The 20129-nt window shown below is 60.1% G+C and carries 18 protein-coding genes; 6 read left to right on the top strand and 12 right to left on the bottom strand.

Going from position 1 to position 20129, the window contains the following annotated elements; translation table 11 throughout:
• Together ED655_RS09800 and ED655_RS09805 are read left to right on the top strand one after the other, a co-directional pair.
• A partial coding sequence (locus ED655_RS09800) for an autotransporter assembly complex protein TamA (protein WP_408735666.1) occupies nucleotides 1-2072 on the top strand: 2072 nt, incomplete at its 5' end.
• A complete protein-coding gene (locus tag ED655_RS09805) occupies nucleotides 2072-6307 on the top strand; it encodes a translocation/assembly module TamB domain-containing protein (protein ID WP_240993599.1) in 4236 nt (1411 codons plus the stop codon). The genes ED655_RS09800 and ED655_RS09805, both read left to right, overlap by 1 nt.
• A 150-nt stretch (nucleotides 6308-6457) precedes the next feature.
• On the opposite strand, the gene ED655_RS09810 is transcribed toward ED655_RS09805, so the two are convergent.
• The 6 genes from ED655_RS09810 to ED655_RS09835 all read right to left on the bottom strand — a co-directional run bounded on the left by ED655_RS09810 (nucleotide 6458) and on the right by ED655_RS09835 (nucleotide 11417).
• Nucleotides 6458-7072 (bottom strand): nucleoside/nucleotide kinase family protein, encoded by a 615-nt coding sequence (locus ED655_RS09810; RefSeq protein WP_122050007.1) that lies wholly within the window; start codon nucleotides 7070-7072, stop codon nucleotides 6458-6460.
• On the bottom strand, nucleotides 7062-8549 hold the full coding sequence (locus ED655_RS09815) for a tetratricopeptide repeat protein (RefSeq protein ID WP_162993474.1): 1488 nt from the start codon (nucleotides 8547-8549) through the stop codon (nucleotides 7062-7064). Before ED655_RS09815 ends, ED655_RS09810 begins: the two co-directional genes overlap by 11 nt.
• A 20-nt stretch (nucleotides 8550-8569) precedes the next feature.
• Entirely contained in the window at nucleotides 8570-8932 is a 363-nt protein-coding gene (locus ED655_RS09820; RefSeq protein ID WP_122050009.1) for a response regulator, read from the bottom strand.
• 20 nt (nucleotides 8933-8952) lie between these two features.
• Nucleotides 8953-9753, bottom strand: coding sequence for a glucose 1-dehydrogenase (locus tag ED655_RS09825; RefSeq protein WP_031240803.1), 801 nt, complete (start codon nucleotides 9751-9753; stop codon nucleotides 8953-8955).
• Between the two features lie 99 nt (nucleotides 9754-9852).
• Complete coding sequence (locus ED655_RS09830; RefSeq protein ID WP_023978709.1) at nucleotides 9853-10443, bottom strand: CarD family transcriptional regulator; 591 nt, start codon at nucleotides 10441-10443, stop codon at nucleotides 9853-9855.
• A 98-nt stretch (nucleotides 10444-10541) separates the two neighbouring features.
• Nucleotides 10542-11417 (bottom strand): bestrophin family protein, encoded by an 876-nt coding sequence (locus tag ED655_RS09835; RefSeq protein ID WP_023978708.1) that lies wholly within the window; start codon nucleotides 11415-11417, stop codon nucleotides 10542-10544.
• 132 nt (nucleotides 11418-11549) lie between these two features.
• Here ED655_RS09835 and ED655_RS09840 point away from each other — a divergent pair, with 132 nt between their 5' ends.
• Genes ED655_RS09840 through ED655_RS09850 form a run of 3 tightly spaced genes read left to right on the top strand, consistent with a single transcriptional unit; the run spans nucleotide 11550 to nucleotide 14316 of the window.
• Entirely contained in the window at nucleotides 11550-12671 is a 1122-nt protein-coding gene (locus ED655_RS09840; protein WP_122050010.1) for an S-(hydroxymethyl)glutathione dehydrogenase/class III alcohol dehydrogenase, read from the top strand.
• Nucleotides 12668-13525, top strand: coding sequence for an S-formylglutathione hydrolase (gene fghA / locus ED655_RS09845; protein WP_122050011.1), 858 nt, complete (start codon nucleotides 12668-12670; stop codon nucleotides 13523-13525). The genes ED655_RS09840 and fghA overlap by 4 nt, the downstream gene beginning before the upstream one ends.
• The gene (locus ED655_RS09850) at nucleotides 13522-14316 is read left to right on the top strand and encodes a ribonuclease T2 family protein (protein ID WP_122050012.1); all 795 of its coding nucleotides are present in this window, start codon (nucleotides 13522-13524) and stop codon (nucleotides 14314-14316) included. The genes fghA and ED655_RS09850 overlap by 4 nt, the downstream gene beginning before the upstream one ends.
• Before the next feature lie 43 nt (nucleotides 14317-14359).
• Here ED655_RS09850 and ED655_RS09855 read toward each other — a convergent pair whose 3' ends face one another.
• Together ED655_RS09855 and trpS are read right to left on the bottom strand one after the other, a co-directional pair.
• Nucleotides 14360-14776, bottom strand: a complete 417-nt coding sequence (locus tag ED655_RS09855) for a secondary thiamine-phosphate synthase enzyme YjbQ (RefSeq protein WP_122050013.1) — start codon at nucleotides 14774-14776, stop codon at nucleotides 14360-14362.
• A gap of 61 nt (nucleotides 14777-14837) precedes the next feature.
• Entirely contained in the window at nucleotides 14838-15833 is a 996-nt protein-coding gene (gene trpS, locus ED655_RS09860; protein WP_122050023.1) for a tryptophan--tRNA ligase, read from the bottom strand.
• 124 nt (nucleotides 15834-15957) lie between these two features.
• Between trpS and ED655_RS09865 the strand changes: the two genes are divergently transcribed.
• Nucleotides 15958-16488, top strand: a complete 531-nt coding sequence (locus tag ED655_RS09865) for a thymidine kinase (protein WP_240993600.1) — start codon at nucleotides 15958-15960, stop codon at nucleotides 16486-16488.
• 84 nt (nucleotides 16489-16572) lie between these two features.
• Here the strand turns inward: ED655_RS09865 and ED655_RS09870 are convergent, their stop codons facing one another.
• The 4 genes from ED655_RS09870 to rlmN all read right to left on the bottom strand — a co-directional run bounded on the left by ED655_RS09870 (nucleotide 16573) and on the right by rlmN (nucleotide 20070).
• Nucleotides 16573-17028, bottom strand: coding sequence for a c-type cytochrome (locus ED655_RS09870; protein WP_122050015.1), 456 nt, complete (start codon nucleotides 17026-17028; stop codon nucleotides 16573-16575).
• A 10-nt stretch (nucleotides 17029-17038) separates the two neighbouring features.
• Nucleotides 17039-17527 carry an FKBP-type peptidyl-prolyl cis-trans isomerase gene (locus ED655_RS09875; protein WP_062164749.1) on the bottom strand — a complete coding sequence of 163 codons (489 nt, stop codon included), beginning with the start codon at nucleotides 17525-17527 and terminating at the stop codon, nucleotides 17039-17041.
• Between the two features lie 23 nt (nucleotides 17528-17550).
• Nucleotides 17551-18780 (bottom strand): argininosuccinate synthase, encoded by a 1230-nt coding sequence (locus tag ED655_RS09880; protein WP_023978699.1) that lies wholly within the window; start codon nucleotides 18778-18780, stop codon nucleotides 17551-17553.
• Nucleotides 18781-18876: 96 nt separating this feature from the next.
• Complete coding sequence (gene rlmN / locus ED655_RS09885) at nucleotides 18877-20070, bottom strand: dual-specificity RNA methyltransferase RlmN (protein ID WP_023978698.1); 1194 nt, start codon at nucleotides 20068-20070, stop codon at nucleotides 18877-18879.
• Nucleotides 20071-20129 lie beyond the last annotated feature (59 nt).

Raw genomic sequence — 20129 nt, forward strand, 5'->3', positions numbered from 1 at the left:
GGGCAACGGGGAAGGAGGGGGGGGCGGACACAGCCTATCTGGTGGAAATTACCCCATCGAGTGATCCTGAACTCGATCCTATGGTTGAATCGGCTTCCTCGCTCGTGTCGCTCCAGAAAACCAGGTCAGTGGATCCGTACGCTCTGGCCGGGCGTATCCGGGGTGATTATGAGCGCGTGCAGACCGCGCTCGAAAGTCGTGGCTTCTATGCCGGTAGCGTTGTGATCAGTGTGAAACTCCCTGACGGACAGGTTATTGACGGGCGCAATCCCGTCCTTCCTGACCGCATTGCTGCGCTGCATGACGCAAAGAAACTGCATATCACGATCAAGCCCGAGACAGGTCCTCAGTTCCATATTGGCAAGATCACGCTGGTGAGCGGCCCGATCAATGATGGGGCAGTACACGATACTGTTCACTCCGAGGGACAGGATAAGGGCCAGTCGGCTCCTGCCACCCGTCCAGCAGGAGGCAAGCCCAGTCAGGGAGGTGCCGGGGCGAAAAACGCCGCCCATGCGACCGGTGTCGCGGATACGGGTGCAAGAAGTGACAATCAGCATGCTGGCACAGAAGAGGCGACTGGCAAGGCCGGAACGATGCTGCCTGTCACGCTGAACGAAGAAGAACGCAAGGCATTTGGCTTGCAGACGGGTCAGAAGGCACTTGCGGGAACTATCCTGAGCGCCCAGTCATCCCTGCAGCATGTCCTGCTTGAAGAGGGCCACGCTCAGGCCAGCGTTGCCACACCTCTGGCTTATCTGAGGCCAGCGACCCACACGCTCGATCTGGAGTTCGCTGTGGGCAAAGGGCCGGTTGTCGATATAGGCCCCATCAGGTTCGAGGGTGAGAAACACACCAGAGAGAAATTCCTTCGGCGCCGATTGCTGATCCATGAAGGGCAGCTTTATCAGCCGAGCAAGATAGAGGAGGCCCGACAGGATCTTGCCGGCGTCGGTATCTTCTCCTCTGTGGGTGTGCATGACGCATCACCGCTCGTGGCTCTGGCGCATGACAGTGCGACCCCGGGCGTGACGCAGGCCATGCCGCTGCGCTTTACGCTGGACGAATCCAAGCGTCACACGGTCTCGGGGCAGGTGGGCTATTCAACCGATCTGGGCGGTCGTGTCGGCGCGAGCTGGACACATCATAATCTGCTGGGGGCCGCCGAACGCCTTCGTCTGACTGCTCTCGTCACAGGGCTCGGCGGTAGTGCACAGCAGGGGCTGGGCTATGATGTGTATGCGGACTTCCTCAAGCCTGATTTCATGCGGCGTGATCAGAATCTCAGCCTGCGTGTCGAAGGCATCCGTCAGCTTCTCTATTCCTATCACCAGACAGCGCTTCTGGTGCGCGGGGGGTTGATAAGGAAGCTCAGCAAATACTGGAGCGCCTCGGGCAGCATTCTGGCCGAGCAGGAGAATATCAAGCAGTTTGGCGTGTCCACGGATTACCTGATCGTGCAGTTGCCTCTGGGAGCCAATTACGACTCAACCGAACTCGCCAATCCCATCGACCCGGCCACGCATGGTCTGAGAGCGAACATCAACATCACCCCTTCGGAATCCCTGGAGAGCGGCAGTACGTTTTTCACGATCATGAGCGCCGGGGCATCGACTTATTTCGATCTGAACCGCTTTGGGCTGACCGCGCCGGGGCGCTCGGTCATTGCCGTGCGCGGCATTGTCGGTTCGGTGCAGGGCGCCTCGACCTATCAGATCCCGCCCGATCAGCGTCTTTATGCCGGTGGACCCGCCACAGTGCGTGGTTTCCGTTATCAGGGTGTCGGGCCGCAGAACGGCAAATATGGTATTGGCGGCACGTCGCTGGATGCCGGCACGGTGGAATATCGCCAACGCATTCTCAAGAGCTTCGGGGCGGCCGCGTTTGTCGATGCCGGTCAGGTTGGTGTGGGCAGCCGTCCTTTCCAGGGCAAGCTGAGGGTCGGTTACGGCGCGGGCGTGCGCTACTACACCCCGATCGGGCCAGTGCGTCTTGATGTGGCATTGCCAGCCAATCGCCCCCCCCATGGCGACAAATGGGAACTCTATATCGGTCTCGGGGAGACGTTCTGATGCTCAAATTCCCCCGACGCCGTTCCCCGCGTCAGAGCGGCGTGCAGTCACATGGTGACATGCTGGCGGATGCCCCCGGGCCCCGCGTCTCACGTCTGCGTCGCATCGCACTCTGGTCGGTGAGCCTCCTGGTCGGGGTACCCCTCACCCTGATCATTGTTGCGCTTGCTGCGGTGCTGGTCTTTGTGAACATCCCCTATGGGCAGCGCGTGATCGAACGCCAGACGGCAAGCCTGATCGGAGGCATGGTCGAGTTGGAGGGAGTAGGTGGTTTCATACCATCCCGCCTGCATATCAGGCGCATCACGCTTCATGATCACCTTGGCCCGTATCTGACCGTGGACGAGGCGAGGCTCAACTGGTCACCCCTTTCGCTTGTTCACATGACGGTTCGGGCATCCCTTCTGCAGGCTGAGTCGCTGCGTTTCGAGCGTCTGCCGGTATCGGACCCATCCGCTCCGCCGGCGGCGCCCTCCTCGGGCGAACCGTCAAGCCTGCATCTTGGCATTGCGCTGGCGAAGCTGGATCTTCATCGTCTTGATCTGGGCAAGTCACTGGCCGGATTTCCACTGAGTGCCTCCGCGCAGGGGCATCTGACTCTGGCTGATCTTGTCCCGGTGCTTGATGGGCTGAAAATCGGCAAACTGCCGAAAACAGATCTGGGGCTGGATATCAGGCGTCTTGATCGGCCGGCGACGATCGCCCTTAAGCTCGCCACACCTCGCGATACGATCAATCTGCATCTTGATGTGCAGGATGGGGTGCATGGGCTTGTGGCACAGGCTGCAAAGCTCGATGAACTCGAACCTCTCACTCTCGCTCTCGACCTCAAAGGGCCTGTGCAGGCCAACGACCTGCGACTGACCATGCGTGCCGGTGCCGTACAGGCTGATGCGCAGGGCCATCTCGATCTCACGCGTCATCTTGGGACGCTCGGGGTGTCGGCCTCGACCCCTGCCATGACACCATTTGCAGGTGTTGCCTGGTCCGGTATGACCCTCAAGGCTAATCTGCGTGGTGATCTTCTGGCGCCATCTGGCGATGGCGCACTCGATATCGATGCGCTTGCCGCCGCAGGCGCGGGTGTCAATCATCTCACCCTGCGTTTTGCCGGAGACGAAGGCCACGGGCCCCGTGCCGCGAAGATCAGACTTGACGCGCGTGCCGATGGCGTGCGGGCACCGGGCGTTCCCGGCGGCCTTCTGGCACAGGCCCCCATAGAGGCAGTATTGCAAGCTGAGCCGGAGAAACCGGCACAGCCTTTCTTGCTTTCGATCACGCATCCGTTGTTCCGGCTCGGCACGACTGGCGTGCTCAAACCCGATATCACCGGAGCACTCGATCTGGTTCTGCCGGATCTCAAACCGCTGGCGGCAATCGGCAAAACTGACCTTGCAGGCCACAATGTCGCCCATCTCGATTACACCTACAGGCCAGGTGGTGAGTCACGTATCGTGCTGCGCGACAGGCTTGCAATCACAGGGGGGATGAAGCAGCTCGTCGCCCTGCTCGGCGAGGAGACATCAGTCAATCTTGATGCCACGATGACCCCGGCTCCCAACGGCGAGCGCCAGGTCAGAATAGGGGCTCTCACCGTCGACGGCCATGCGCTTCATCTGCGCGATGAAGGATCCATACTGCTCGGGACTCACTCCTCCATCGTCAATGATCTCGCGCTGGCGCTGCCGGATCTCAAGGCCGCTGCGCCACAGATACGAGGTCATGTAACGGTTGCCGCCCATAGCGAAGGGCCGTTTGACGATCTGGCCGCCAGATTGAAACTTGAGGGGGAGATTGGCACCGGCGATGTACCCTCGGGTCCATTGACCCTCGATCTCGCCCTGACTCATCTCCCTGCCACCCCGGAGGGTACGCTTCAGGCAGATGGCAAACTCGACGGCCGCAAGCTTGCCATCAATGCCGGGTTTGCGATGCAGAAGAGCGGGGAAGCATATATTGATCTCAAGACGCTGGACTGGGCCAACCTTTCTGGCAGGGGGAAACTGACGCTCCCAGCCGGCGCGAAGTTTCCCCTGGGAACTCTCGCCATTACAGCTGGCAATCTTGCTGATTTTTCTGCGCTGGCCGGGCGTAAGCTTGGGGGCAAGCTGCTGCTTGACCTGAAAACCAGCGACCCGGCCCCGCAGGCTCCCCCGGTTATGACGCTTTCGCTCAAGGGCGCGGTCCAGGCAGATCCGGCACGTATCGGCACGCTCGATCTGTCCGGCACGGTGCGTGATCCAGTCAGCAAGCCGGATATGAATCTCCGGCTTGCGCTCGGCAATGTCGTGTTCCAGGACATGAAGGGCAACGCCTCGCTGTCAGCCCGAGGCCCGCTCGAGGCGCTGGCTCTGGGTCTCACGGGCAGGTTCGAGCAGGTGCTCGGTGCACCTGCCACGCTGGATACCGCGCTTCTGCTCGATCTTCCAGGCAAGACGATACGTCTGGATCGTCTTTCGGCCCTTCTCAAGGGAGAGGCCCTCCGAAGCGCCGGAGTCAGCACGATCAGCTTCGGCGAGAAAACCGGGGTGGATCGTCTGCAAATTGCGGTCGCACCCCCCGGCGTGGCACCCGCAAGCCTGGATCTGTCAGGCACAATCAAACCGCGCCTGGACGTGCATCTGCGCGTCGCGCGCGTCACGCCAGCCTTGGCCAAGCCCTTCATGCCAACGCTGGATGCTTCCGGTACGCTGGCGGCCCAGGCCGATCTTGGCGGCGACCTGACGCACCCTACAGGTACGGTTGCTGTCACGTTGTCCGGGCTTCATATGCGCAGCGGCCCGGCGGAATCGTTGCCCGCCCTCAACTTGAATGCCAACGCAACCCTCGCAGGCCAGAGGGCACAGATCACAATGCAGGCGGATGCGGGCCGTCGTGTTGGCCTGCATGTCGCAGGGAGCGTACCGACGAGCGGTACGGGGAATCTCGACCTCAAGGCCAATGGTGCGATAGATCTTGCTGTCGCCAACGCTGTGCTTGGTGCCCAGGGAATGGCGCTGAGCGGGAAAACAGCTATTGATCTCGCACTGGGTGGCGGCATGAACGCCCCATCGGTGAATGGCCGGGTGACACTGCAAGGCATCAATTTTGCCCATTACGGCCAGGGTGTGAGGCTGACCGATATCAACGGCACCGTCGTGGCGGCCAACGATACGCTCTCCCTGCAGGATGTGCTGGCCCATGCGGGTAAGGGCACTATTGCCCTGTCAGGCAGCGTAGGCGTACTCCGCCCGGGGCTGCCGCTTGATATCAGGGTCATTGCCCGCAAGGCACAGCCGATCACGAGTGATTTGCTGACCGCAGTGATCGACACGGATGTGAGGGCACACGGCCAGCTGTCCACGCGCCTGGATGTCGATGGTGCCATTCGACTGCCGTCCGTCATTGTGAATATCCCCAACTCGATGCCCGCCTCCGTGCCGCAGCTCACTGTGATCCGCCCCGGCGATAAGCGTGAGACAGCCACACAGGCCATGATCATTGGGCTCGACCTGAACGTGATCTCGCCGGGGAGTTTCTTTGTGCGAGGCCATGGTCTCGATGCCGAGATGTCCGGCAAGCTCCATGTGGGGGGTGTCAGCACAGCCCCGGATATCTCTGGTGGTTTTGATCTCAAGCGCGGTTTCTTCAACCTTGCTGGCGTCAATCTGAACTTTACCAAGGGACGTGTGGCCTTTGACGGTTCGGGTGTCGATCACAAGCTTGATCCGTCTCTGGATTTCAGGGCTGATCGCAACGTGCAGGGAACAGTGGCGAGCCTCGTGGTGGGAGGCTACGCGAGCGCTCCCAAGATCGACTTTACTTCCCAGCCCTCGCTCCCGAGAGATCAGGTTCTGGCCATGCTGCTTTTTGGCAGTTCGACGGCCTCACTTTCACCCACCCAGCTTGCCAGTCTTGCTGCTGCCGTTGCGCAGATTACCGGTGGATCGAGTTTCGATCCGCTGGACAAGGTGCGCGGATTCCTTGGTCTTGATCGTCTCGCCGTAGGCGGTGGGAGTGGGGTCAATAATGGTGGTGCAAGCCTCGAGGCCGGGAAATACGTCATGAAGGGTGTCTATGTCGGGGCGAAGCAGGCGACGAGCGGCTCTGGCACACAGGCACAGGTTCAGGTCGATCTGACAAAGAGACTGAAACTGAATACGACGGTCGGTACCGGGGGACAGATCACCGGTTTCACCACGCCGGAGAATGACCCCGGATCGAGTGTCGGACTCAGCTATGGATTCGATTACTGAGGGACGGTCGTAGTGGCCTTTATCGCCTGGTATGACGGCGCGCACAGATGAGGGCCCGCTGACCTTGGGACGCGCCGCCAGAGAACTCGATGGCCCGGGTCAGAACATGCCTCACATGTCCATGCCGTCGGGCGCCATCGGGCGCTGCGGCTAGGGTATATACACCCAGTCTGCTGCGTCCTGCGTTGCGAGAATGATCCGGGCATTGGGTGCATCGGTGCTGGCTATCCAGGCGCGCGCCTCTTCCGGGGTGCGCCCGAACTGGACATGACGGGCTTCCAGCCACTGATTACGCTGCGCCTCATCCGTCGCGACAAACCAGCTCTCGTCCAGGCAGGGCCGGACTGCGCGCCATGGGCCGTCACAAAGCAGGTAATTCCCCTCGACGATCACGAGTTTCACGTCTGGCAAAACCGGAATGGCGCCTGCTATGGGCTCCTCGATTGCGCGGTCGAAAAAGGGTGCATAAACAATGTCTTGCTCCTGATGGCGTATACGGGTGAGCAGGCTCACAAAGCCGGCGGCGTCGAAGGTGTCGGGCGCCCCCTTTCGGGATGCACGCCCAAGGCGGGCCAGTTCGCAATTGGCGAGATGGAATCCATCCATGGGCACGACAAGCGCCTGCTCAGGAAAATCGGCCGCAATCCGGGCAGCGAGCGTGGATTTTCCGCCACCTGGCGCTCCCGCCAACCCGAGAATCACGCGGCCGGGTCGCGTCAGCAGCCGGGTGACCCGTGTTTTCGCGGCCTGATAATCATGCGTCATGGTTTTTCCGTCTCGCAAGCTCTGAAATGATGTCCTGAACAGTGGCGACGACATCCTGCCAATCCCATGCTCTGGTCTGGCGAATGATGCGCAAGGACGGATACCAGGGGCTGTCCTCCCTGTCGGTCATCCAGCGCCAGCATGGGTTGACCCGGTCCATCAGGAGGACTGGCTTGTTCATGGCCCCGGCGAGATGAACCATCGAGGTATCAACGGAAACCACAAGATCGAGGTTATCGATAAGGGCCGCCGTGTCGTCCATACTCTCAATCTCGGGCATCAGATTGATAACCGGATTTGGCAGGGTAGGAAGCTGGTCAGCCGCGTCACCCTTCTGAAGGCTGTAAAGGCTGATGGCGTCGACATCGAATAGCGGGGCGAGGGCGGCAAGCGGCATGGAGCGTCGTTGATCGAGCATGTAGGCCTCGGTCTGGTCACGCCTTGGGGCACCTGCCCAGACGATGCCTACACGCAATCGGGTGTCATGCGCGAGGCGCGCGGCGAAATGGGCAGATTTTTCCGGATCGGCAGTGATGTAGGGTGGAGCGACACCAAAGGGTGTTGCGCTCGCCGCAAACGCCCGAGGAAGGCTTATGAAGGGACAATGATAATCATAGGGAGGGACATCCCCGCCAACCTGCACGCTTTCCACCCCGTTCACACGACGGCAGAGATCGGCCATGATGTCTGCCCCCCATACGCGCACGATCGCCCCGCGTTCGGCGAGGAGGGGGATGAAGCGCAGATACATGAATGTATCGCCGTAACCTTCCTCATGAGTAACGAGGATACGTTTCCCACGGAGGTCGAGCGTCGGGGTGATATTGGGCAGCAGACGCGCCAGCGGTAGCGAAGTATGGCCGGGAAGCTGGAAGCGCCACTCGTGCTCTGTCCACCCCTGCTGGAAATATCCTGCCTTCAAGAGGGCAATAGAGTAGTTCAGCCGCATTTGCGGGTGATCAGGCCGGATCTGGATCGCTTGCCGGTACAGATTCAGGGCCGCATTCATGTCACCGGCAGCAGACATGAGATAAGCGATATTGGAGAGAGAACATGGATCCGCAGGGTCCAGAGCATGAATTCTGTCGAGCACCGTGCGTGCATCGGTGAAGTGCCCTGCCTGATTCAGCGCAGTGGCGAGAACGCTCAAGGCAGGCAGATGGCAGGGACGTTGCGAGACCGCCCTCTGGAGCAGCGTTATAGCCTCGGCAAGTTGGCCTCTCTGCATGCGCAGCGTACCGCCCAGTTCGAGCAGTCGGCAGTCTTCAGGTGTGGATTCCAGGGCAATATCGACGAGCCATTGAAGGTCTGCTCGCCGGTCTTGCGTCTCCGCTGTGCGCAGGAGGGTTTCCAGCGGATGCGGGCCATGACAGGGCCCCGCTTTCGTCAGGAGGTCGAGGCAGCGGGCCAGCTCGTGACGTGCGAAAGCCTCGTGCAGGAGGCGGGTCAGCTTGTCCGCTTCTTGCGGCTGTGTCATGCCGGGTAGGAGCACCATTTTCAGGACTCCAATACGAGCTCCTGCACGACACTCAATATGGCGTCCAGCTGATACGGTTTGGTCATGACACGATCGAGGCGAGAGTCACGGTCAATCTGGACACCATGACCCGTGGTATAGATGATAGGCAGATCGGGCCGCTTGACACGACTTTCCTGCCCAAGCTCGGCGCCACTGCCGTCGGGCAGCGAGATATCCATGATCATCACGTCGAGAGGCTGATCACTGTCGATCAGCCGACGCGCCGATTCACAGTTATCGGCCTCCAGAACATGCACATCGCTATCTTCGAGAAACTCTATCAGGCAGGATCTGATGAGAAAATCGTCTTCGACAACGAGGATGGTAGGAGGAAGTGACATAGGCGTGGATCTCAAAAGATTCAGGACGACCAGTTCTGCTCGAAATCGGCATAGAGCGTCAGCCCACCATCAACGAACAGGGTCTGCCCTGTAATATAACTCGATTCCTTCGAGGCAAGGAAGGCCATCGCATCAGAGATCTCGCGACATTCGCCCGGGCGCTTCATCGGAATATGTTTGGCCGTCGCCTCGTATTTCTCCGGGTCCTTCACCCAGGCATCATTGATAGGCGTGACAATGGCACCGGGGGCAACAGCGTTGACGCGAATATTGTAGCGGCCATATTCGAGTGCCAGCGTGCGCACGATGTTACCAACCGCGCCTTTGCTGGCCGAGTACCCGAGATAGTGTGGCTTGGGGATCTGCTGATGCACCGAGCTGTTGACGATGATATTGCCTGGGACATCGTTTTCACGCCAGTATTTCAGTGCGGCACGGGCACAAAGGACAACGCCTGTAACGTTCACGGCCATCACCATGTTGAAGTCCTTTAGGGCGATCTCCTCCGACGGACATTCGATCTGCATGCCAGCGTTACAGATCAGCACGTCGAGACCGCCGAAGCCTTCGAGGGTTTCCTTCATCACACGATCGACATCTTCCTCGACCGACATGTCGCCAGCGACGATAAGATGATTGCCATCAACCGGTTTGGGGAGTTTTTCCAGCAGAGGCTGCAGCTTTTCCGCCTTGCGGCCATTGATGGCGACCTGAGCGCCTTCGCGAGCGAAATGCATGGCTGCATCTTCGCCGATACCCTGTGAGGCTCCTGTGATCAGGATCTTCTTGTGGGCAAAACGTTTGCTCGTTTCTTCGGCCACGCGGCGCGCTCCTCTTCCATGAGAAAAGCCAGCCCTTGAGGGCTGGCAGGTCAGATTGAAGAGTGAAACGCACCCGGGCGCGAAAGGATGCCTGAAACCTCAGGCCGCTTTCATGGTCTCTGTCAGAGCCTGAAGGACAGCCGTCGGGTCCTTGTTTTCGAGGACGGCCACTTCGCTCACAAAGCGTTCCTGTGCCGCTTCGAACAGCTTGCGCTCACTGAAGCTGCCATCGAGGCTGTCGACGTTGCGGCGCAGGTCACGAAGCACTTCGGCAATCTGGATCAGATCGCCCGAGTTGATCTTTTCCTGATAGGCAACGGCACGACGTGCCCACATGCCCTTGCTGACATGCGGCTTGCCCTTGATGATCGACATCGCCTTCTCGACAATATCGCGCGTGACGATCTTGCGCAGCCCCGATTTGCGGGCCTTCGAGAGAGGGATGCGCAGTGTCATCTGGTTGCCGGGGAACGAGATCTGGATGATTTCCAGCTTCGTTCCGGCAATTTCATCGACACCGATGCGGTCGACGCGACCGACACCATGTGCGGCGTAGACGATGGAATCCCCTTCCTGGAAGGGATCGTCGTCTCCGGCATGAGAGTCGGCCTGTGTTGCGGTCAGCGCGGCGGCGCTACGCGCCATCGCGTCTGTCATGCCTCCCTTGGGAGGGGTTTTGAACGTGCTCATGGCACAGGCCTATATCAGAAATTCCACAGTTTGTCTTGTGCCTCTGACAGGCTGTTGCCCGGCGTGCATCCGCCAGGCGGGCAAGGTATCGAGAGCGATCAGGGCTGCACACCACGGCTGGGTGGAATGGGCTTGCCGACATCGTCGCCGATGGGTTGCAACAGGTCGATCTCGATATTGCGCGACATGGTCAGCATGGGCAGGGCGTGCTTGCTGGGAACGAACGGTTCCTGAAGGTCGCGACCGCTCTTGTCCAGCGCCTGAAACAGGAAGCCCACAAGGCTCGAACCCAGCGGCGTGATCCAGCCAAGCGACTGTACGGCCGAAAGCGGCAATACGATGCAGAAAACATGCACCACCAGCAGCGGCAGGACGGAATATTGTATGGGCAGCGGCGTGTTCTTGATGCGCTCCAACCCACCCTGGGCATTGGCAAGATCGGACAGGATACGATCGACCGTGCCATGCACGGCGCCATCGATGTTCTTGAGCGCCACTTCCTCAGCCACACCGAGGCCGATTTCATAGAGCAGCGCATTGGGCTTGTTGTTGCGCGCCATGATGCGCTCATACATCTCTGGCGTGAGCAGACGTCTAGCTTCCGGACCCTGCTCCAGATTGGAAAGCGCTGTACGCAGCAGATAGGGATAGGCGGCCATGGCACGAGCAAGGTCAGGACGGCCACCCAGCAGTGTCGCGGCCTCTCGGGCAAAGGAGCGGCAGTTATTTGTGATCAGGCCCCAGAGTGACCGGCCTTCCCACCAGCGGGCATAGGCGGCATTGTTCCGAACACCCAGAAAGAGGGCCAGTGCCGATCCCATCAGCGAAATGGGGAGGGCAGGTTGCTCCATCCATTCCTGATGATAGACCTGATAGAGAATAACGACGACGAAATCCCACAAGGCTAGAATACCAAGTGGGACCGCTGTCTCACGTAACAGGATCCAAAGGCCGTAATTCTTGTCGACGATCAAGGTGTCTTGGTCCTCAAAAGCTGCTGTTGGGCTAGGGCGATATCTTAGACAGGACGCCCCCGATAAAACTCGTTAAAACGTAATCTGTTCTGTGACGTATCGTGAACACCCTATGGTCGGAGATATGATAAGATGGATGTGATTGCCGCACTTGCACTCGAGGCCGGTCGGAAGCTGGAAATTGATACGGTGCAGCTTGAGGGACCGCGCGCGGGCGAGGTTCTGGTCGAGATCAAGGCAACAGGCCTGTGCCATACGGACAAGTTCACCCTGTCCGGTGATGACCCGGAAGGCCTGTTTCCTGCCATCCTCGGTCATGAAGGGGCGGGCATCGTGCGTGAGGTCGGTGCTGGCGTGACCTCGCTCAAGCCGGGCGATCATGTCATTCCGCTCTACACACCCGAATGCCGGAACTGCCCATCCTGCCTGTCGCGCAAGACCAATCTTTGCACCTCGATACGGGGCACGCAGGGCAAGGGGCTGATGCCTGACGGCACGACGCGCTTTTCCTACAAGGGGCAGCCGGTCCATCACTATATGGGCTGCTCGACTTTTGCTAATTTCACGGTACTGCCCGAGATCGCTTTGGCCAAGGTGCGTAGCGACGCGCCGCTGGACAAGATCTGCTATATCGGGTGCGGCGTGACGACAGGGATTGGCGCCGTGCTGTTCACGGCCAAGGTCGAAGCAGAGTCGACTGTTGTGGTGTTTGGTCTGGGGGGGATCGGACTCAACGTCGTGCAGGGGGCTCGCATGGTCGGTGCCCGGCAGATTATCGGTGTCGATCTCAACCCCGAGCGTGCCACCATCGCGCGTGAGTTCGGCATGACGCATTTCGTCAACCCTGCCGATCTGGGCCCCAATGGCGATCTGGTGGGCCATCTGGTCGAACTAACTGGCGGTGGCGCCGATTACACCTTCGAATGTGTGGGCAATGTGAAGCTGATGCGTCAGGCGCTCGAATGTGCCCATCGCGGGTGGGGTGTTTCCTGCGTGATCGGCGTGGCCGGATCTGGTCAGGAAATCAGCACGCGCCCGTTCCAGCTGGTGACAGGCCGGCGCTGGATCGGCTCGGCTTTCGGCGGGGCAAGGGGGCGCACCGATGTGCCCAGAATCGTCGACATGTACATGGAAGGGCGCATCAATATTGATTCGTTGATCACCCAGCATCTTAAGCTGTCCGAGATCAATTATGGTTTCGAGCTGATGAGCCAGGGCAAGTCGATCCGCTCGGTCGTGGAATTCGACGCTTGAAGCCGGAAAAAATCACCGATCAGCTGTGTCACGGCGGCAGCGTGACCTGCTGGCGGCACCGATCCGAAGCCTTAGGTCTGGATGCGCAATTCAGCGTTTTCCAGCCCGCACAGGCGCTGCGTGGTGAGGTCGTTCCGGTGCTTTTCCTGCTTGCAGGGCTCACCTGCACGCATGAGACGTTCCTGCAGAAATCGACAATCATTGCCCATGCCGCAGAGCACGGGCTGATGCTGGTGGCCCCCGATACCTCGCCGCGCGGCGCAGGCATTGCGGGCGAGGAGGAAAGCTATGATCTCGGCACCGGGGCAGGCTTCTATCTGGACGCGCTCATCGCACCCTGGGACCGACATTACCGTATGGGCAGCTATATCGACGCAGAGCTTCCCGCGCTGCTGAAGGGACTATTCACGCTCGATGGCGCATCTTTCGGGATCATGGGTCATTCGATGGGTGGGCATGGTGCCCTGGTGCATGGGCTGCGCAATCCTGATCAGTGGCGCTCGATCAGCGCGCTCGCTCCGATTGTGCATCCCTCGGTCGTTCCCTGGGGTGAGAAAGCATTCACGGCTTATCTTGGCAGTGATCGTGACATATGGGCGCAATGGGATGCGGTTTCGCTGCTTGAGGCGGGTCGCGTCCATCCTGCCAGCATCCTGATCGATCAGGGGGTCGCGGACCCTTTTCTCGCACAGGAGCTGAGGCCTGATCTGATCGAAAATGCAGCGGCGGCGGCAGGGCAGCCGCTCACGTTGCGCCATCATGAGGGATACGATCACTCATACTGGTTCATCCAGACTGTTATTCGTGACCACGTGGCCCATCATGCGCGCCTGCTTGGAGCTTCCTCCCAATGATCAAGTCCCTTTCCGCGAGCCTCGGCGCGTTATGGCGATCTCTCTCATGCCTTGCACTGGGTGTCATGGCGCTGGGTGTGACGGCGCTCGGTGGATGCAGCACCGGACCCGCACCCTGGCCGACCGCTCTGACCCCGACGCGTCATGCTGACTTCGATCACAACACGCTGGCTCTGACGTGGCAGCCCGGCTTTTGCACTGTCGGCAAAGGATGCAGCGCCGATCAGCCACGCCAGCCCCTGATTGGGCTTCACGGTCTGTGGGCGTCAGAACCCCATTCGCTGGAGGCGCAGAATATCCCAGTTGAGCATTGGTGGCGTGACGGGTGCAGCCTGCTCGAGCCCGATGCTCAGGCACCTGTGCTCGATAACGCCATGAGCGCGACGGTAAGCCAGATCATGCCGCACACCCAGCCTTCGCTGATCCCACATGAGTGGGTCAAGCACGGGGCGTGTTTTGGCTATTCTGCGGGTCCGTTCTTCGCCAAGGCGAGTGCCTTGCGTGAACGTTTCGCGCAGTCACCGATGGGTACCTATCTTGCCGAACGCGCCGGGTTGCGAGTGCGTCATGACGACCTCATGGCGTTTTTCACAACAGCGAGCCAGACTACTTTGCCGCGCGCCCTGCAGCTGCGATGCGAGACCGATCATGAGGGACGCATTGTTCTGACGCAGCTCTGGTTCACGCTGGCACCCGGCAAGATGCATCTCTTCCCTGCGGCAGGGAGCTATCTGGCATCGCCGCAAAATCAGGATAACTGCCCGGTGGAATTCTGGGTCAAGCGCTGGTAGAAGCCCTGTCTGACCGGCATGTCTGGCGCATGCCGGTCAGGTTTCAGTCACCAAGGAGATGCAGCACAATCTCGCGTCCGTGCGACGCGCGTCGGTGCTCGAAAAGATAGATACCCTGCCACGTGCCCAGCACCGGACGACCGCCCATCACCGGGATCGTGAGCTGGACATTGGTCAGCACGGAGCGGATATGGGCTGGCATATCGTCAGCGCCTTCGTAATCGTGACGATAGGCCCGGCTTTCGGGCACCAGATCCTCAAAATAGCTGTTGATGTCCTGTTGCACCGTCGGATCAGCGTTTTCCTGCACGATGAGCGATGCCGAGGTATGACGGCACCACAGGGTGAGGAGGCCGTCGGCGATTCCGCTTTCCGATACCCAATCGAGTATCGGGGCGGTGATCATGGTGAGGCCCTTGCCGCGGGTGCGTACCGACAGACGGTGAAATGCCTGCTTCATGAGATGGACCTCCTCCGGAGCGCGGTGGTCTGCACCGGCTCCCTGCATGTTGCTGGCAGTTCTAGCGCAGATAGCCCACGAGGCGTTCCGCCTCAGTCACGATTGGCTCGGCAATCGTGTTGGCTCGGGCAGCGCCCTCACGCAGGATCTGTTCGAGATGCGCGCGATCTTCAAGCAAGCGACGGGTTTCGCTGGCGACGGGTGCGAGCTTTTCCACCAGCAATTCAGCCAGCGCTGATTTGAAAGGACCAAAGCCCTGGCCGCCAAAGCGCGCCAGAACGTCGTCATTGCTCAAATCGGACATGGCGGCAAAAATGGTGACGAGATTGCGCGCCTCGGGGCGCTCGGCGAGGCCGGCATTTTCCGAGGGCAGGGGTTCCGTGTCCGATTTCGCCTTGCGAATCTTCAGCGCGATCTCATCAGCCGTATCCGTCAGTTCGATCCGTGATTGCGCGGAGGGATCCGATTTGGACATCTTCTTTGTGCCGTCGCGCAGGCTCATGACGCGTGCGGCGGAAGGCGGGATGAGCGGTTCGATCGTGGGGAAGAAATCGACCCCATAATCATGATTGAACTTGGCAGCGATGTCGTTTGCGATTTCGAGATGCTGCTTCTGGTCTTCGCCAACAGGTACGCGTGTGGCGTGAAAGGCATGGATGTCCGCCGCCATGAGGGCAGGGTAAACGAACAGGCCAGCAGAATGCTGCTCACGGTCCTTGCCCGCTTTTTCCTTGAACTGCGTCATGCGGTTCAGCCAGCCAAGCCGAACCACGCAGTTGAAAATCCAGCCGAGACGTGCATGCGCGCTGACGGCGGACTGGTTGTAGAGCACGTGTTTCTGCGGATCGATGCCCGAGGCAATCAGGCAGGCGGCCTGCGCCAGGCTGTCCTGACGAAGTTGCGCGGGTTCGCGAAACACGGTCAGGGCGTGCATATCAACCAGGCAGAAAACGCAGTCATGATCGTCCTGCAACCGGACCCAGTTGCGGATTGCGCCAAGGTAATTGCCAAGCTGGGGGACGCCGGTCGGCTGTATGCCGGAAAATACACGTTGCATGGGCAGTGTTGTCGAATGTGCTGCCATAGCGGTCAAGTGGAAAGATTGCCGAGCCCATGCAAATGCCTGTAATGCCTCGCCAATGCGCGTTTGACCCTGCGCATCGAGCTGCGGGAGAAGATTTTTGGTACGGGGAATTCTGACAGTCTATGCAGGCCCGATGTTTGCGGGAAAATCTGCCCATCTGCTGCAGGAGCACCCGGATGTCCGATCCACACTGTGCCTCGCCCCTGCCTTCGATACGCGTTCAGGTGCTGCTATCCATAGTCGTGTGGGATTGAGCCGCCCCGCACGATCGGTGAGGGCATGGCCTGACGACGCCACTGAATACGACCATATCCTGCTTGATGAGGGGCATTTCATGATCGCGCCGCATTATGCGGGTGACGTTGTGGCCGATATCAACCGGACGCTGGACCAGGGAATTCATGTCAGTGTGTCAGGCCTCGACACTGATTTCATGCGTCAAGAGTTCGATGTCATGGCCCGGCTGCGTGCTATGGCTGATCGGTATGTCCTGCTGCAGGCGCGTTGCCATGTTTGCGGAGCGCCGGCGTATTGGACAGCCAAGAAGCGCCAGACCGCGTATGTACTCGAGACGGGCGATGACGATCTTTACGAAGCCCGTTGCGAAAGCCACTGGGCGCCACCCTGAGCGTTTTCCGCTCGCGCGACGCGACAGTGAGGGCAGGGCAGGAGGCTCGTTAACACAGAGAGCTTCGGTTCACCCGCTCCTAGATCAGGGAATCTGCCCCTTGGCCGATAGGGCCTGCCGCATGGCGTGCACGCGGTTGGAGCCGATCTCTTCTTTTCTGGCCGCCGCGATAACATCAGGCGTGATCTGAGGGGCGGGATGTGTCGCACCACGCGAGATCAACCAGTTGAGGATGAGCGAAAGCTGCTCATCGCTCAGCCTGCGGAAGCTCGGCATGGAGAAATTATAGTGGCCGCCATTGGCTTCGATGGGGCCATCGAGACCGTTCAGCATGACACGCGCAAGATAGTCGCGCCCCTCCGGCGTCTTGGCAATCAGGTCAAGGCGCCCGACCAACGGGGGTACTTCACCGGGCAGGCCGCTGCCGCCATGGTGACAGATGCCGCAATTGGGACCGTAGATCTTCTGCCCCGCACTTTTCTTGCCGCAGGCCGTGAGAGCGAGAGCGGCAAGAAGCGCGAGAGCGAGGGGGGCGCGCATGGTCAGACCCTTACTGTTCCTGACCGCCCAGACCCAGAAGCTGGATCTTGAACACGAGCGGGCTGTTGGGCGGAATGATGCCCATGGAACGCTTGCCGTAACCCAGCTCGGGCGGAACATAAAGCATCCAGGTATCGCCCACATGCATCATCGGAAGGGCTTCCATCCAACCCTTCACGAGGCCGTCGAGAGGCATCTGCATATAGGCGCCGTTACCATGCTGCTCCGAACTATCGAAGATCCCGCCATCGGGCAGGCGGCCTTCATAGATCAGCATCATCTGGCGACCCTTGGACGGCTGCTCACCGTCCTTCGGGCCGGATTTCAGCACCTTGTAGGCCAGACCGTCGGGCAGGGTCTTGACCCCCGGCTCCGCGCGGACCTTGGCCATGAACTGCTCGGGCGTCAGCTCCGGCTCTTCTTTCGGGCCGCCGCAGGCTGCAAGAGCGAGGAAGGACGCCCCGGCAACGAGGGTCTTGATGGAGCGGGATATACGCATGGTGTACCTCTGGACGCTGGCGATCAGGGCTGGCCGCCGGTGCGGCCAATCTGGCCACCCAGACGCAGGCGCAGCGCATTGAGCTTGATGAAGCCCTGAGCGTCGATCTGGTTATAGGCCCCTTCATCGTCCTCGAAGGTGACAACGCGGGTGTCGTACAGGCTGTTCGGGCTTTCGCGGCCGACGCAGATCACGTTGCCCTTGTAGAGCTTCAGCCGCACGCGGCCCGTGACCGATTTCTGGCTGGTGTCGATCAGCGCCTGCAGCATGTGGCGCTCGGGCGAGAACCAGAAGCCGTTATAGATGATCTCGGCATAGCGCGGCATCAGGCTGTCCTTGAGGTGCATGGCCTCGCGGTCGAGCGTGATGGATTCGATGCTACGATGCGCCGTGAGCAGGATCGTACCGCCCGGCGTTTCATAGATGCCACGCGACTTCATGCCGACAAAGCGGTTCTCGACAAGGTCCAGACGGCCAATGCCGTTGTCATGGCCAAGCTTGTTGAGGCGCGTCAGCAGTTCGGCGGGGGAAAGCGTGACGCCATTGAGCGCAACCGGATCACCTTCGAAGAAATCGATGGCGATTTCAGTGGCGACATCGGGAGCGTTTTCGGGCGAGATGGTGCGCTGGAAAACGATTTCATCGGGAGCGACTGCGGGATCTTCGAGGATCTTGCCCTCGGAAGACGAGTGGAGAAGGTTGGCATCGACCGAGAAAGGCGCCTCGCCGCGCTTGTCCTTGGTGACCGGAATCTGGTTTTCCTCGGCAAAGGCCAGCAGCTTGGTGCGCGAGGTCAGGTTCCACTCACGCCACGGCGCGATGACCTTGATGTCGGGCTGCAGCGCATAATAGCCAAGCTCGAAACGAACCTGATCATTGCCCTTGCCGGTCGCGCCATGGGCCACGGCATCGGCACCGACCATCTTGGCGATTTCGATTTGGCGCTGTGCGATAAGCGGACGCGCAATCGATGTGCCCAGCAGGTACTGCCCCTCATAAAGCGCGTTGGCGCGGAACATCGGGAACACGAAATCCTTCACGAAGGTTTCGCGCAGGTCCTCGACAAAGATGTCCTTGACGCCGAACATCTCGGCCTTGCGGCGTGCCGGTTCCAGCTCTTCACCCTGACCGAGATCGGCGGTGAAGGTGACCACCTCGCACCCATATTCCTTCTGCAGCCAGCGCAGAATGACGGAAGTATCCAGCCCGCCCGAGTAGGCGAGAACAACTTTTTTGACGTCCCGGGCAGTCATGAGGCCAGGCTTCCCTCTGATAGAATGACAAATACAGAGTCATTCTTATCACTCGCCTCGCGCACTGGCCAGCCTGACAGGCTGGCCAGCACCGGGTTATTCTGCGTCGGCGGTCGTGCTGCGGCGCAGTCTCTCGCTTTCGGTCTTGAGCTGACCACAGGCTGCCAGGATATCGCGCCCGCGTGGCATACGAATTGGCGCGGCAAATCCGGCATCCATCACGATGGCGGCAAATTTCTGCAGCTGCTCACGCGTCGAGGGTTTGAATTCCGAGCCCGGCCAAGGATTGAAGGGGATCAGATTCACCTTCGCGGGCAGGCCCTTGATCAGGCGCACCAGTTCACGGGCATCGGCCTCACTGTCATTGATGCCACGCAGCATGATGTATTCGAAGGTGATGCGTCGGGAGTTCGAGGCTGCAGGGTAGCGTCGGCACGCCGCCATCAGCTCCTCAATCGGGTATTTGCGGTTGAGCGGTACGATCTTGTCACGCAGATCGTTCGTAACGGCATGCAGCGAGATCGCGAGGTTGACGGCCAGTTCCTCACCGCAGCGATCCATCATCGGCACCACGCCCGACGTCGAGAGCGTGATGCGGCGGCGTGACAGGGCGATCCCCTCGCCATCCATCACGATACGCATCGCCTTGGCCACGTTGTCGTAATTATAGAGCGGTTCGCCCATACCCATCAGAACGATGGTGGAGAGCAGACGCGGTGTCTCGCCCTTAGGGCTGGGCCATTCGCCATAGGAATCGCGGGCGGCCATGAACTGCGACACGATCTCCGCCGCACCCAGATTGCGTACCAGCTTCTGCGTGCCGGTATGGCAGAATGTGCAGGAAAGAGTGCAGCCCACCTGAGACGAGATGCAGACTGCGCCGCGGTCCTCGCGACGGTCCGGTATATAGACGGTCTCGGCTTCCTGCCCATCGCGGAAACGGAACAGGAATTTGCGTGTGTCGTCGCTGGAGGTCTGTTCCAGGCTCGTCGCAGGGCGGCCAACGACATAACGCTCTGCAAGCTTGGCCTGAAGCGGCTTTGCGATGCTGCTCATACGGGCGAAATCGGTGGCACCCTGATGATAGATCCAATGCCAGAGCTGCTTGGCCCGGAACGGTTTTTCACCGAATTCCGCCATCTCGGCAATCAGCTCTTCGCGGGACAGACCCACGAGATCACGCCGCCCGTCGGGCAGGACAGCTGGGGGCGGTGCAAAAAGCGCGGATTTGGCAAGGATGCGCGCGCGCTCCTGCTCATTCAGGTCGAGTGTGGTCGAGATGTCGGACATGGGGGTGCTCTATCACGAATAGGCACCGGGAACGCAAGCAAAACCGCTGCAAGGCACGG

Source organism: Asaia bogorensis (assembly GCF_900465345.1).
Classification (GTDB): domain Bacteria; phylum Pseudomonadota; class Alphaproteobacteria; order Acetobacterales; family Acetobacteraceae; genus Asaia; species Asaia bogorensis_A.